At 72.8% G+C, this 11,532-nt stretch carries 12 protein-coding genes; 11 read left to right on the top strand and 1 reads right to left on the bottom strand.

Going from position 1 to position 11,532, the window contains the following annotated elements:
- The first annotated feature begins 290 nt into the window (after positions 1–290).
- The 10 genes from TR48_RS12440 to TR48_RS12395 all read left to right on the top strand — a co-directional run bounded on the left by TR48_RS12440 (position 291) and on the right by TR48_RS12395 (position 10,335).
- Complete coding sequence (locus TR48_RS12440) at positions 291–1,442, top strand: hydroxymethylglutaryl-CoA lyase-like TIM-barrel protein (RefSeq protein ID WP_084729287.1); 1,152 nt, start codon at positions 291–293, stop codon at positions 1,440–1,442.
- A 127-nt stretch (positions 1,443–1,569) separates the two neighbouring features.
- Positions 1,570–1,755, top strand: a complete 186-nt coding sequence (locus TR48_RS12435) for a lysine biosynthesis protein LysW (protein WP_042366166.1) — start codon at positions 1,570–1,572, stop codon at positions 1,753–1,755.
- Position 1,756: 1 nt separating this feature from the next.
- Positions 1,757–2,608 carry an ATP-grasp domain-containing protein gene (locus tag TR48_RS12430; protein WP_042366165.1) on the top strand — a complete coding sequence of 284 codons (852 nt, stop codon included), beginning with the start codon at positions 1,757–1,759 and terminating at the stop codon, positions 2,606–2,608.
- The gene (gene argC, locus TR48_RS12425) at positions 2,605–3,660 is read left to right on the top strand and encodes an N-acetyl-gamma-glutamyl-phosphate reductase (protein WP_042366164.1); all 1,056 of its coding nucleotides are present in this window, start codon (positions 2,605–2,607) and stop codon (positions 3,658–3,660) included. Before TR48_RS12430 ends, argC begins: the two co-directional genes overlap by 4 nt.
- Positions 3,657–4,463 carry an amino acid kinase family protein gene (locus TR48_RS12420; RefSeq protein ID WP_042366163.1) on the top strand — a complete coding sequence of 269 codons (807 nt, stop codon included), beginning with the start codon at positions 3,657–3,659 and terminating at the stop codon, positions 4,461–4,463. Before argC ends, TR48_RS12420 begins: the two co-directional genes overlap by 4 nt.
- Before the next feature lie 11 nt (positions 4,464–4,474).
- On the top strand, positions 4,475–5,038 hold the full coding sequence (locus TR48_RS12415) for a type 1 glutamine amidotransferase (RefSeq protein WP_042366162.1): 564 nt from the start codon (positions 4,475–4,477) through the stop codon (positions 5,036–5,038).
- 45 nt (positions 5,039–5,083) lie between these two features.
- On the top strand, positions 5,084–6,202 hold the full coding sequence (locus TR48_RS12410; RefSeq protein ID WP_052442620.1) for a Glu/Leu/Phe/Val dehydrogenase dimerization domain-containing protein: 1,119 nt from the start codon (positions 5,084–5,086) through the stop codon (positions 6,200–6,202).
- Complete coding sequence (locus TR48_RS12405; RefSeq protein ID WP_042366161.1) at positions 6,199–7,833, top strand: AMP-binding protein; 1,635 nt, start codon at positions 6,199–6,201, stop codon at positions 7,831–7,833. Before TR48_RS12410 ends, TR48_RS12405 begins: the two co-directional genes overlap by 4 nt.
- Before the next feature lie 208 nt (positions 7,834–8,041).
- Positions 8,042–9,346: a pyridoxal phosphate-dependent aminotransferase gene (locus TR48_RS12400; protein ID WP_042366160.1), complete on the top strand. Its 1,305-nt coding sequence runs from the start codon at positions 8,042–8,044 to the stop codon at positions 9,344–9,346.
- An 86-nt stretch (positions 9,347–9,432) separates the two neighbouring features.
- A complete protein-coding gene (locus tag TR48_RS12395; protein ID WP_042366159.1) occupies positions 9,433–10,335 on the top strand; it encodes a fumarylacetoacetate (FAA) hydrolase in 903 nt (300 codons plus the stop codon).
- Positions 10,336–10,483: 148 nt separating this feature from the next.
- Here the strand turns inward: TR48_RS12395 and TR48_RS41845 are convergent, their stop codons facing one another.
- Positions 10,484–10,798 carry an SDR family NAD(P)-dependent oxidoreductase gene (locus TR48_RS41845; RefSeq protein WP_152627938.1) on the bottom strand — a complete coding sequence of 105 codons (315 nt, stop codon included), beginning with the start codon at positions 10,796–10,798 and terminating at the stop codon, positions 10,484–10,486.
- 41 nt (positions 10,799–10,839) lie between these two features.
- On the opposite strand from TR48_RS41845, the gene TR48_RS12385 reads away from it, so the two are divergent.
- A complete protein-coding gene (locus tag TR48_RS12385) occupies positions 10,840–11,220 on the top strand; it encodes a MerR family transcriptional regulator (protein ID WP_042366157.1) in 381 nt (126 codons plus the stop codon).
- The last annotated feature ends 312 nt before the right edge of the window (positions 11,221–11,532 follow it).

Below are 11,532 nucleotides of genomic sequence, written 5' to 3'. Positions count from 1 at the left end.
GGGCCGGCCGGGGAATTCCCCGGCCCGCCCCTCGGCGTTCCCCGGGGCAATTCGACAAAGCGGCGAAATATCCGGTTCAGCCCACCCTCCGATGACGTTCGCCGACATTCCTTGACAATGCCGGACACAAGAATGATTGCCTGGCCAGGCCCCCGCGGACAGGATGGTCACCAGTGCGCACCGCGCCACCGAGCTCCGGCGACGAGCCTCCCGCCCACGAACTACGGGCCACGGAATTCACGCGGAGCCAGCTCCGGGAAAACCTCCCGGACTCAGGAGGAGGGAACGCAATGGAAAAGAAAGAGCACGGGAGAGCACTCCCGGTTCCGCCGCAGATATCCGACGCCACGCTGCGCGACTCCGCGCATATGGCGGGCGTGGAATTCGGGCCCAGGGACGCCGCCGCGATCGCCGACCTGCTGGTGCGGACGGGCGTCGCGCTGGTCGAGGTGGGCATGGTCGCCGGCCCCGACTCGAAGGACGCCGACCTGGTCCTGGCCACCCACGAGGCCGTCGGCCCCGAGCGCAGCATGACGCTCGTGGTCGTGCGCGACCGCCAGCAGGTGGCGACGGCCCTCGACGAGGCCGAGCGCCTCGGGGTGCGGCACATCATGTACTCCATTCCCACGTCCGAGCAGCACGCCAAGCTGAAGCTCGGCTCGCCCAGCGCCAAGTTCCTCCAGGCCCTGGCCCGTTCGGCGATCTCGCAGGCCAAGGACCGTGGCTTCCACGTCACCTTCAGCGGCGAGGACGCGGCGCGCACCCCCGCGGAGCGCCTGGTCCCCTATGTCACCGCGGGCTTCGACGCCGGCGCCGACCGGTTCCGGCTGGCGGAGACCGTCGCGTACCTGTCGCCGTGGCAGATGCAGGACGTGATCGCGGACCTGACCGCGATCGACGGCTCCGAGATCGAGATCCACTCGCACAACATGCTGGGCATGGCCGTCGCCAACTCCCTGGCCGCCGTGCGCGCCGGGGCGAAGTGGATCTCCGCGACCGTGGGCGGGATCGGCGAACGCGGCGGCAACGCCCCGCTCGCCGAGCTGCTCACCTCGCTGCGCGTGATCCACGGCGACACCCGCTTCGACCTGACCCACCTCACCGAGCTCTCGCGGCTCGCCCTCAAGGGCGCCGGGCTGGGCGAGGCGTTCCAGTCCGGCCCGACCACGCCGCACTCCTTCGCCTACGAGCTGCCGGGCCAGCTGAGCCACCCCGAGGCCTACGAGACGCTGCCGGCCGAGCTCGTCGGCAACTCCCGCGAGCTGCTCGTGCGCACCCGTCTCACCACCGCGCTGGTCAAGTGGGCCCTCAACGACTCCGGCGTCCTCGTCGACGTCGACGCCTTCACGCCGTGGCTGATCGAGCGCCAGGAGTCCTCCGGCGCACCGCTGCTGGACCGCGACGCGATCCGCAAGGCCGCCGTCGAGTTCCAGGCCGCCTGAGGCCCACGGCACGCGCGCACCCCCACAGGAGCGCACCACCCCGCGAGCGCACCCCCACGACCGCCCGGCCGCACCGACCGCTCGACCGGACCCACCGCCACCCTTCACCACCAACAGGAGTGAATCCATGTCCACCGCCACCCTGACCGGCGCCTGCCCCGAGTGCGAGACCGACCTGACCGTGCCGCCGATCGCCCAGGGCGAGACGTTCTCCTGCCCCGAGTGCATGCTCACGCTGCGCGTCGAGGACATCCAGGACGGGCGGCTGACCCTGCAGATGGTCGAGGTCACGCTCCGCGACTGGGGCCAGTGAGATGACCAAGAACGTCGCCATCGTCGCGGACCGGATCAGCTGGGAGGAGCGCCGGCTGATCGAGGCCGCCCCCGAGCTCGGACTGCACGTCGAGTGGGTCAACGACGAGTCCCTGTGCCTGGGCGCGCCCGGCGCGCCCTCGGTCAAGGACTTCGACGCGCTGCTGGTGCGCAGCCGCAGCTACACGCGCGGCGGCCTGGTCGCCACGCTCGCCGAAGCCGCCGGGATACCGGTCCTCAACAGCGCCCGGGCCATCAACGCCTGTGAGAACAAGGCCGTGCTGCGGTCGGTGCTGAGCGCCGCGGAGATCCCGGTGCCGGACTTCCGGCTGGTGCTGTCCCGCAGGGACTTCGAGAAGGCGCTCGACGAGCTCGGCGTGCCGGTGGTGCTCAAGCCGATCTTCGGCGGCATGGGCAAGCGGGTCACCCTGATCCGCCACACCGACACCGCCCAGTCCGTCTACGACTACGTCGAGGACCTCGGGCACGCCTTCGAGCAGGCCTGCCTGGTCGAGCCGTACCTCTCCGGGGGCTCCTCGGTGCGCTGCCTCGTGGTGGGCCGCGACATCGTCGCCGCCGCGGAGTTCGCCAGCGCCGGCGCCGACTGGCGCAGCAACGCGGCGCTCGGCAACCGCAGCAGCACCCTCGCCTACGACCCCGACGTCGTGAAGATCGTCGACGCGGTGGTCTCCGAACTCGGCGCCGGGATCTACGGCGTCGACCTCTTCCGCACCGACGACGGCTACGTCGTCAACGAGGTCAACCACGCCCCCGCCTTCCGCGGGGTGGCCTCGGTGACCGGCGCGGACATCCCCACCGCCGTCGGCTCGTTCGTCCAGGAGCTGCTCTCATGATCCGCGCCGGTGTCGTCGGGGCCTCCGGGCTCGCCGGCGGCGAACTGATCAGGCTGATCACTCAGCACCCCGAGCTGGAACTGACCTTCCTCGGCGGTTCCTCCCATGTCGGCCGCCGTCCGGCCGAGCTGCACGCCAACCTGCGGGTCGACCTCGGGCTGACCGTCCAGCCCGTCACCGAGGCCGTCGCCGACCAGGTCGACGTCCTGTTCCTGGCCACCCCGGCGCCGGTCTCCGCGCAGCTCGCCGAGCAGCTGGCGGACAAGGTCCCCGCGATCGTCGACCTCAGCGGCGCGTTCCGCATCCGCACCCCTGAGCTGCACGACCGCTGGTACCCCAAGGTCCAGCGCCGCACCGAGCTGGCGGACCGCTTCGTCTACGGCGTCCCGGAGCTGATCCGGGACCAGTTGGTGGGCGCGCCGCTGATCTCGCTGCCGGGGTGCTACGCCACCGCGCTGACCCTGGGCCTGGCCCCCCTCACCCTCGGTCTCGGGCTGGACCTGAAGACCGTGGTGGTGGATGGCAAGAGCGGCTCCAGCGGCGGCGGACTGCAGCTGCGCACCGCGGACCTGCACCCGTTCCGCAGCGGCGCCATCGCCCCCTACGCCCCGACCGGCCACCGGCACGCGGCCGAGGTCGGCGACTTCCTGGTTCGCGCCAAGTCCGGCAGCATCGCGTCGCTGAGCATGTCCGCCTACGGCGTCTCGCACGTCCGCGGCCTGCTCACCAGCTCCTACGTCTTCACCGACGCGGAGGTGGACCAGCGCGAGCTGCAGCGCGCCTACATGCGCTTCTACAAGGGCAGCCGCTTCGTGCGGGTGCGCCGCCACAACGAGACGCTGATCCCGGTGCCGGACCCGCAGGCGGTGCTGGGCTCCAACTTCTGCGACGTGACGGTCCTGCACGACCCCGAGGGGGGACGGATCGTCGTCCTCTCCGCGCTCGACAACCTCGTCAAGGGCGCGGCCGGACAGGCCGTCCAGGTCGCCAACATCCGGTTCGGGCTGCCGGAGGAGACGGGGCTGACCATGCAGCCGGTGATGCCCGCATGACCGGGGCGCCCGAGACCGACGCGGCGCCCACCGTCGTCAAGCTCGGCGGCAGCTGCCTGGACGACCTCGCCGGCACCTGGTGGGACGACCTGGCCCGGTACGGCCGGGTCCGGCCGCTGGTCCTCGTGCACGGCTGGTCCAAGCCGCTCAAGCGGCTGAGCCCGCGCTACAGCGAGCCGTCGGCGATCCTGCGGGACCGCTACGGCAACCAGAGCCGGTGGACCACGCCCGAGGTCATCGAGGACATCAAGACGGTCAGCTCCGCGCTGGCCGACGACGTCCTCGGCCGGCTGGGCCGCCGGGGCATCACCGCGGAGTGGCTGCTGGGCAGCGACGGGCTGGTCCAGGCCGGCGAGGGCGAACGCTGGTGGTGGCGCGAGAAGCAGCTGGTCGAGCTGGAGAACCTGGTCGGCCCGATCACCGGCGTCGACCCCTCCGCCCTCAAGAACCTGCAGCCCGGCCACGCCTACCTGGTCACCCCGCTGGCCCGCAACGCCGCCGGGCAGGAGGTCAACAACGACGCGGACCGCGCGGCGGCCGCGATCGCCGGCGCCGTCGGCGCCACCGACCTGGTCCTGGTCACCGACGTCCCGCACCTGCTGGTCGACGGGCAGCCGGTGGACCGGATCGGCGCCGAGGCCGCCGCCGCTTTCCGCGACAAGGGCGCCACCGGCGGCATGCGTAAGAAGCTGCGGGCCGCCGGGGAGGCGCTGGACCGGGGGGTGACGCGGGTCGTCATCGGCAGCGCCCCCCTCACGGACCTGCTCGCCGCCCGCACCGGCACCGTCATCACCCGAACCTGAGGAGCGAGCACGTGGCGAAACCCCGTGTGCTAGTCGTCAACAACGGAACTCTGTCTTTGCCGCAGCTCCGCAGGCGCTTCGAGGACATGGGCTCGGAGACCGACGCGGTCGACGCGGCCTCCGTGCCCGCCGGACTGGACGGCCGCTACCAGGCGATCGCCCTGAGCGGCACCAAGGTGCGGGCCTACGACCAGGACTTCTACAAGCCGCTCGTCGACCTGGTCATGAACTCCGACGTCCCGGTCTTCGCGATCTGCGGCGGCATGCAGCTGATCGCGGTCGCGGCCGGCGGCCGGCTGGCCGAGGGGCCGCAGCGGGTCGGCGGCTACGAGGTGCAGGTCGACAAGACCGAACCGCTCTTCGAGTACGTGAAGCCGACGGTGACCGTCTTCCACCGGCACACCCTCTACCTGCAGGAGGCCCCGCAGGGCTTCCGCTCGATCGGCCGCTCCGAGCACGCGCCCGTGGAGTTCCTGCGCTCCGACGACGGCCGGATCTTCGGCGCCCAGGCGCATCTGGAGTTCCGCGAGGACGGCCGGGAGATCCTGCGCGGCTTCGCGCAGCTCTACCGGTGACCGCGGAAGGACCCGTGAACCATCTACGTAGGCAAGGACTTGACCATGAGTGAGCAAGGCTCGAACGGGCCCGCCTTCACCGTCCACCTGGGCGGCAGCGGCGGCCACATCAAGGGCTGGGTGGTCGTCGACTCGCTCGTCGACGGCCTGGCGATGGGCGGCACCCGGATGACCGCCGGGGTCACCAAGGAGGAGGTCGCCGGGCTCGCCCGCGACATGACCGAGAAGTTCACCCTCGCGGGGCTGCGCATCGGCGGCGCGAAGGCCGGCATCGTCGCCGAGGGCGGCGACCGTGGGGAAACGTTCCGCACCTTCGGGCGGACCGTCAAGCCGCTGCTGCACGGCGGCATCCACCTGGGTATCGACATGGGCGTCACCCCGGCCGACCGGGCCGTCTTCTTCGACGAGGCCGGGTACGACCCGCGCTACCGCCTGGGCGCCCCGGACATGCCGATCGACTGGCGCACCTACTACGAGCCGCTGATCGACTGCACCGGCCACGGCGTCGGCGTCGCCGCGCTCACCGCCCTGGAGGCGAGCGGCCGCAGCGGGCCGGCCCGGATCGTGATCCAGGGCTTCGGCGCCGTCGGCCGCGCCGTCGCCCGGTTCCTCGAGGACCGCGGACACGTCGTCGTCGGCATCGCGGACGTGCAGGGCACCATCAGCGCGGACCGGCTGCCGGTCGCCGACCTGGTCGCCATCACCGACGAGTTCGGGCGGATCGACCACGCGCGGCTGCCCCAGCACGTCACCGTGAACCGGGAGCCGGACGCCTGGCTCGACCTGGACGCCGACCTGCTGGTGCTGGCGGCGCAGAAGTACGCGCTCAACGCCGAGAACGCGCACCGGCTGCGCGCCCGCATGGTGATCGAGGGCGCCAACATCGCCTCCAGCGACGAGGCCAGGGAGAAGGTGGCGGCCGCCGGGGTGACCCTGGTCCCCGGCGTCATCGCCAACATCGGCGGCGCGGGGTCCGCGGCCCTGGCCGTGACCCGCGTGGTCCCCTTCGAGCTGTCGCACGAGGCGCGCAAGCAGTGGGTCTTCGACTGGGTCGCCGACCGGGTCCGCACCAACACCCGGGACCTGCTGGAGATCGCCGCGTCCCGGGCCGGCGACCCGCTGCCCGAGCTGCTCGCCACGCGCCGCGCGGAGCTGCACCGATGACCGCCGACCCGTCGGCCGCCGACCGGCTGGCCGAGTACCGCAGGCGCGGCTGGTGGCGGGACGAGACCTTCCTGGACGACCTGCGCCGCCAGGCCGTGGAGCGCCCGCGCAAGCTCGCCATCGCCGGACGCCGGCTCGCCGAGGCCCGCACCGACACCCTCGACTACGCGGAACTGTCCCGGCTGACCGACCGGTTCGCCGGCGCGCTGCTGGAACTGGGCGTGGAGCGCGGCGACGTCGTCGCCGTGCAACTGCCCAACCGGTGGGAGATGGTGCCGCTGATGTTCGCATGCATGGCGGCGGGAGCGGTCATCTGCCCGATCGCGCCGGTCTGCCAGGAGGAGGAGCTGCGGCACCGGCTCGCCCTCACCGAGGCCCGGGTGGCCATCACCCTGCCGGAGTGGGAGGGCTACCCGCTGGCCGAGACGCTCAACGGGCTGCGCCACGAGCTCCCGCTGGAGCACGTGGTGGTGCTGGACGGCCACGCCCCCGCGGGCGCGGTCGACTTCCACGACCACTTCGTCGCCACGCACTGGGAGAACCGGCGCATGGGCGATCTGGACGGGCGTCAGCTGCGCCCGGACGAGCCGTTCGTGGTGCTGTTCACCTCCGGCACGACCGGGTTCTCCAAGGGCGTGGTGCACAGCCAGAACACCGTCCACTCCGGTGTGCGCGGCTACGTGGACACCTTCCTGCTGCACGGCGGCCTGGTCGCCGCGGTCACCACGCCGCTGGTGCACTACTCCGGCTTCGGCCAGGGCGTGCTCGCCGGGGTGATGCTCGGCGGCACCATCGCCTTCCAGGACGGCCCCGACCACGCGGGTCTGCTGGACCTGGTCGAGCGGTACGGCGCGACGCTGATCTACGGGCCGCCGCCCACCCTGTCCGGGGTGGCCGCCGCCCAGCAGGCCGACCCGCACGACGTGTCGAGCCTGCGCCACACCGTCACCGGCGCGGCGCCGGTGCTCCAGGAGCTGGTGGACGAGCTGCGCGACACCTTCGGCGCACGCACGTACTCGGTGTGGGGCATGTCGGAGTTCGGCCCGGTCACCATCAGCCGGCTGGACTACAACCAGGACTGGGCGGCGCACAGCCACGGGCGTCCGATCGACTCCATGGAGATCCGCATCGACCAGTGCGAGGACCCGACCAGGCGCGCGCCCGTCGGACGGCTGCGGGTGCGCGGGGCGTCGCAGGCGCTCGGGTACTACAAGCAGCAGGACGTCTTCGACGCCGAGCTGATGGGCGACGGCTGGTTCGACACCGGCGACGTGGCCCGCGAGGACGGACGCGGCGGGATCCGCGTCCTGGGCCGCGCCAAGGACGCCATCATGCGCGACGGGATCGTGCTCCCGATGGCCGAGCTGGAGTCGGTCATCGCCGCGCATCCCAAGGTGATCGAGGCCGCGATCGTCGGTCCCACCGGGCACGTCGACGACCCGATCCTCGCCGTCGTCGTCCCCAGCGGCGGCACCCCGCCGAGTCTCGCCGAGATCCGCGCCCACCTCCGGGACGCGGGCCAGGACGCCCGCTTCCTCCCCGAGCGCCTGGAGATCACCCCTGCCCTCCCGAAAACCCTCACGGGCAAGGTCCGCAAGGTCGAACTGCGCCAGCAGTACGCCACGGACTGACCCACGCCCCCGCCCGGCGGCGGCTCACCCCCCAAGCCGCCGCCGGTCCCCCAGGGGACCCAGGTGCCCAGCCCTCCGGCCTCGGCCTGCCACTGCACGACTGCGTCCGAGACTTGTGCCCGAGGACCGGCGGCCCTGTCCCGCCGCGTGTTCCCTCCGCTTTCGCCGCCGGCTTCCGGCCGGTGAGGCCTGATCCTTGGAGTCCCCCATGTCCGAAGCCGTGCCGGTGACCAAGTCGGCGACTCTGGCCGCCGACGAGGCGCTGGAGCGCCGGCGGCTCGCCGGGGAGCAGGTGCTGTCCCTGGCGAGCGGCGAGATCGGTCTGCCCGTGCTGCCCTCGCTGCGGGAGCGGCTCGCCGACGCGGCGGGGCGCAACGCGTACGGCCCGGTGGCCGGGAGCGCGGAGCTGCGCTCCGCGGCGGCCGGGTACTGGGGGCGGCGCGATCTCCCCACCGATCCCGAGCTCGTGCTCTGCGGGCCGGGGAGCAAGCCGCTGCTCTTCGCCCTAATGCTGGCCATCGGCGGAGACGTGGTGGTGCCGGTCCCCAGCTGGGTGAGCTACGCCGCCCAGGCGCGGCTGGCCGGCGCCCGGCCGATCCACGTGCCCACGCTGCCGGGACAGGGCGGCGTGCCGGACCCGGACGCGCTGCGCGAGGCGGTGGCCGCCGCCCGGGCCGCCGGACGGAACCCGCGCTGCGTCATCGTCACCCTGCCCGACAACCCCACCGGGACCATCGCCGCGCCGGACACCCTGCGTCGGCTCGGCGCCGCAGTCAGGGAGCTCGACCTGGTCGTCGTCTCCGACGAGATCTACTGCGACCTGGTCTTCGACGACGCCGAACCTGCCGTCTCCCCGGCCGTGTTCGCCCCCGAGCGCACCGTGGTGACGACGGGGCTGACCAAGAACCTGGGCCTCGGCGGCTGGCGCATGGGCGTCGCCCGGCTGCCCGAGGGCCGCCTCGGACGCGACCTGCGCGACCGCCTGGAGGCCGTCGCCAGCCAGACCTGGTCGACGACGGCCGCCCCCGTCCAGGCGGCCGCCGCCTACGCGTTCGGGGAACCCTTAGAGGTGGTCGCCTACGTCGCCGGGGCACGGCGGCTGCACGAGACGGTGGTGCGCGCGGTGGCACGCCACTTCGCCGCCGTCGGCGCCGAGCTGACGCCGGTGCGCGCCACCAGCTACCTCTACCCGGACTTCGAGCCGCTGCGGGAGCAACTGCTCGACGTCCACGGGGTCTCGGGCGGCGCGGAGCTGGCCGCGCTCCTCGCCGAGCGGCACGGCGTCGGCGTGCTCCCCGGCAGCGCCTTCGGAGAGTCGAGCCGTTCGCTGCGGATCCGTGCGGCCACCAGCCGGCTCTACGGCGAGACCGACGCACAGCGGACCGCGGCCCTGGCCGCCGTCGCCCCGCTCGAACTCCCGTGGATCAAGGCCTCCCTGGACCGCATCGCCGACGTGCTCGGCGACCTGGTCCGGTCGCCCGCCGGCCGGGCGGCGACCGCGGGACGCCCCTGACCGTCCCGCCCCGGCGCGCCGGGTTCCCCCTGCTCGGCGCGCCCCCACTCGACGACCGTTCGACGACCCTTCGGAGGTCCGCACCCATGTCCCTCACGACCGAGACCATCAGCGAGTACGCCTACCGGGGTGAGCGCTACGTCAGCCGCGGCATCACGGCGGCGGGCGAGCCGCAGACCCTGCACCGGCTGGCCGGGAGCCGGCTGCGCGCCGCCCTCCTTTCCGAGGGCGGCGCGGAGGCGGTCGTCGCCCTGCTCCGGGAGGCCGACACCGTCACGGTGACCGCCGGCGACCCCGAACTCCTCGCGCTGCCGCCGCTGCTGCCGACGGACGGCGCCCACTCGCTGGTCAGCGGCTTCCTCGGCACGCACAAGAACAAGGCGGACGCCATCGTCCAGCACGGCGACCAGCCGCCGCTGCCCAAGTGGTTCTTCAAGGGCCTCGGCTCGTGGCTGCGCACGCCGGGTCAGCCGCTGGTCGTCCCCGCCGAGCCGGTCATCGTGATCGAGGAGGCGGAGGTCGTCCTGGTCTTCGTCAACGACGAGAACGGCGAGCCCCACTACGCGGGCTACACCTTCGGCAACGACTTCTGCGACATCGGCCTGCACCGGATCGACCCCGGCTACACGCCCTCGGGCAAGCTCTGCGACACGGCGGTCTCGCCGCACCTCTTCCTCGGCGAGCCGCCGCGGGCGGCCACCGGCCAGGTCACCATCGAGCGCGACGGCCGCCCCGCCTGGAAGGGCACGTTCGACTGCGGCGCCGACGCGCTCTGGTTCCGCACCTCGGACATGGTGGACCGCCTGTTCTCCTTCCCGGCGCTGCGCCGCCCCGGGCTCGTCAACTACGTGCTGACCGGAGCGGACCTGAGCAGCATCCACGACGGCTTCCAGATCGCCGACGGCGACCACGTGGTGATCGACGTGGCCAGCCACGGCGTGGTGATGTCGAACACCGTCCGGTTCGGCGGGCCTGCGGCGTCCTTCTGACCCGACCCCCACCCCGCACGAGGACCCCTCGACCCGACGATCGGGGGGTCCTCGTGCGTTCCCACCGCGCTCGCATCACGGCACTGTGACGAGTCGTCAAGGAATGTCAAGAAGCGCGGATTCGGGCGGCCACCGCCGCACGCCACAACTACCGTTTTGCCATGGGCATTTTCCGTCTACCCCGGCTCGGCCTCGCCGATCCGCCGGGAAACCCCATTGCGGAACCCGAGTACGCGAGGAAGCCGGCGTTGTTCAGCAGGATGTCGATGCCGCCCGGCTCCCGTAGCGTCTGCCCCACCGCGTCCACCGCGGCGTTCGGCTCGGCCAGGTCGGCGTGGATCACCGCGGCCGTGCCGCCGCCGGCCTCGATCTCCTTGACGACCCGTCGGGCCGTTCGCCCATGATCTTCCTCCGTTGCGCGGGGGCTCGGTGCGTGCCTGGCGAAATCTTGAAACCCTTCCATTGGTGTGAATGTCAAGTCCGAGGCGAATGAGGCTTTTTGACATGCGAATCGGAGAGCTGTCGCGGCGCACGGAGACCTCTCGGCGCCTGCTGCGCTACTACGAGGAACAAGGGCTGATCTTCTCCGACCGCGAGGCCAACGGGTACCGGGACTACGACGAGGGCCTGGTCGACCGGGTCCTGCAGATCCGCGGCCTGCTCGGGGCCGGGCTGCCGATCCGGATCATCAAGCAGATCCTGCCGTGCCTGCGGGAGACCCGGGCCATCTTCTTCGAGGAGGCCACCCCAGAGATGCTGGCCGCGCTCGAGGAGGAGCGCGACCGCATGACGGCGCGGATCCGCTGCCTGGAACGCAACCGCGACGCCGTCGCGGAGTACATCGTCGCGGTGGGAGGCGACCAGCTCGCCCGCCCGGCGGCGTAACGCCGCCCCGGCCCCCACGGGCCGTGCGAGGGCGACCGGCAGGACCGTGCCGGGCCGTCGGCGGAGCCGGGCCGCGAGGGCGACCGGCAGGACTGTGCCGGGCCGTGCGGGAGACCGAGCCAGGCGGGCGGCCGGGGCCGGGCGTGCGGGGGCCGTTCGGGCCGCAGGCCCTGCTGTCGGCCGGGCCGGGCCGTCCAGGCCGGGAGCACGGCGGAGTGCCTCGCCGCGTCGTACGCACGGCCCGTGCCCCGGGCAGGAGGCCGGACCGCGACCCGCGGTGGCGCCGGGCAGATCCGCCCCCGTCCTCAGGGG

It is taken from the genome of Streptacidiphilus neutrinimicus (assembly GCF_000787815.1).
GTDB classification, from domain to species: domain Bacteria; phylum Actinomycetota; class Actinomycetes; order Streptomycetales; family Streptomycetaceae; genus Streptacidiphilus; species Streptacidiphilus neutrinimicus.
The sequence above is the reverse complement of the archived record's forward strand: the minus strand, read 5'-3'. Positions and strand labels throughout refer to the sequence as shown.

Coding starts and splice junctions, on each gene's coding strand:
- TR48_RS12385 (WP_042366157.1), top strand. CDS start 10,840: ATGCGAATCGGAGAGCTGTCGCGGCGCACGGAGACCTCTCGGCGCCTG.
- argC (WP_042366164.1), top strand. CDS start 2,605: ATGATCCGCGCCGGTGTCGTCGGGGCCTCCGGGCTCGCCGGCGGCGAA.
- TR48_RS12395 (WP_042366159.1), top strand. CDS start 9,433: ATGTCCCTCACGACCGAGACCATCAGCGAGTACGCCTACCGGGGTGAG.
- TR48_RS12420 (WP_042366163.1), top strand. CDS start 3,657: ATGACCGGGGCGCCCGAGACCGACGCGGCGCCCACCGTCGTCAAGCTC.
- TR48_RS12430 (WP_042366165.1), top strand. CDS start 1,757: ATGACCAAGAACGTCGCCATCGTCGCGGACCGGATCAGCTGGGAGGAG.
- TR48_RS12405 (WP_042366161.1), top strand. CDS start 6,199: ATGACCGCCGACCCGTCGGCCGCCGACCGGCTGGCCGAGTACCGCAGG.
- TR48_RS12435 (WP_042366166.1), top strand. CDS start 1,570: ATGTCCACCGCCACCCTGACCGGCGCCTGCCCCGAGTGCGAGACCGAC.
- TR48_RS12440 (WP_084729287.1), top strand. CDS start 291: ATGGAAAAGAAAGAGCACGGGAGAGCACTCCCGGTTCCGCCGCAGATA.
- TR48_RS12410 (WP_052442620.1), top strand. CDS start 5,084: ATGAGTGAGCAAGGCTCGAACGGGCCCGCCTTCACCGTCCACCTGGGC.
- TR48_RS41845 (WP_152627938.1), bottom strand. CDS start 10,798: ATGGAAGGGTTTCAAGATTTCGCCAGGCACGCACCGAGCCCCCGCGCA.
- TR48_RS12400 (WP_042366160.1), top strand. CDS start 8,042: ATGTCCGAAGCCGTGCCGGTGACCAAGTCGGCGACTCTGGCCGCCGAC.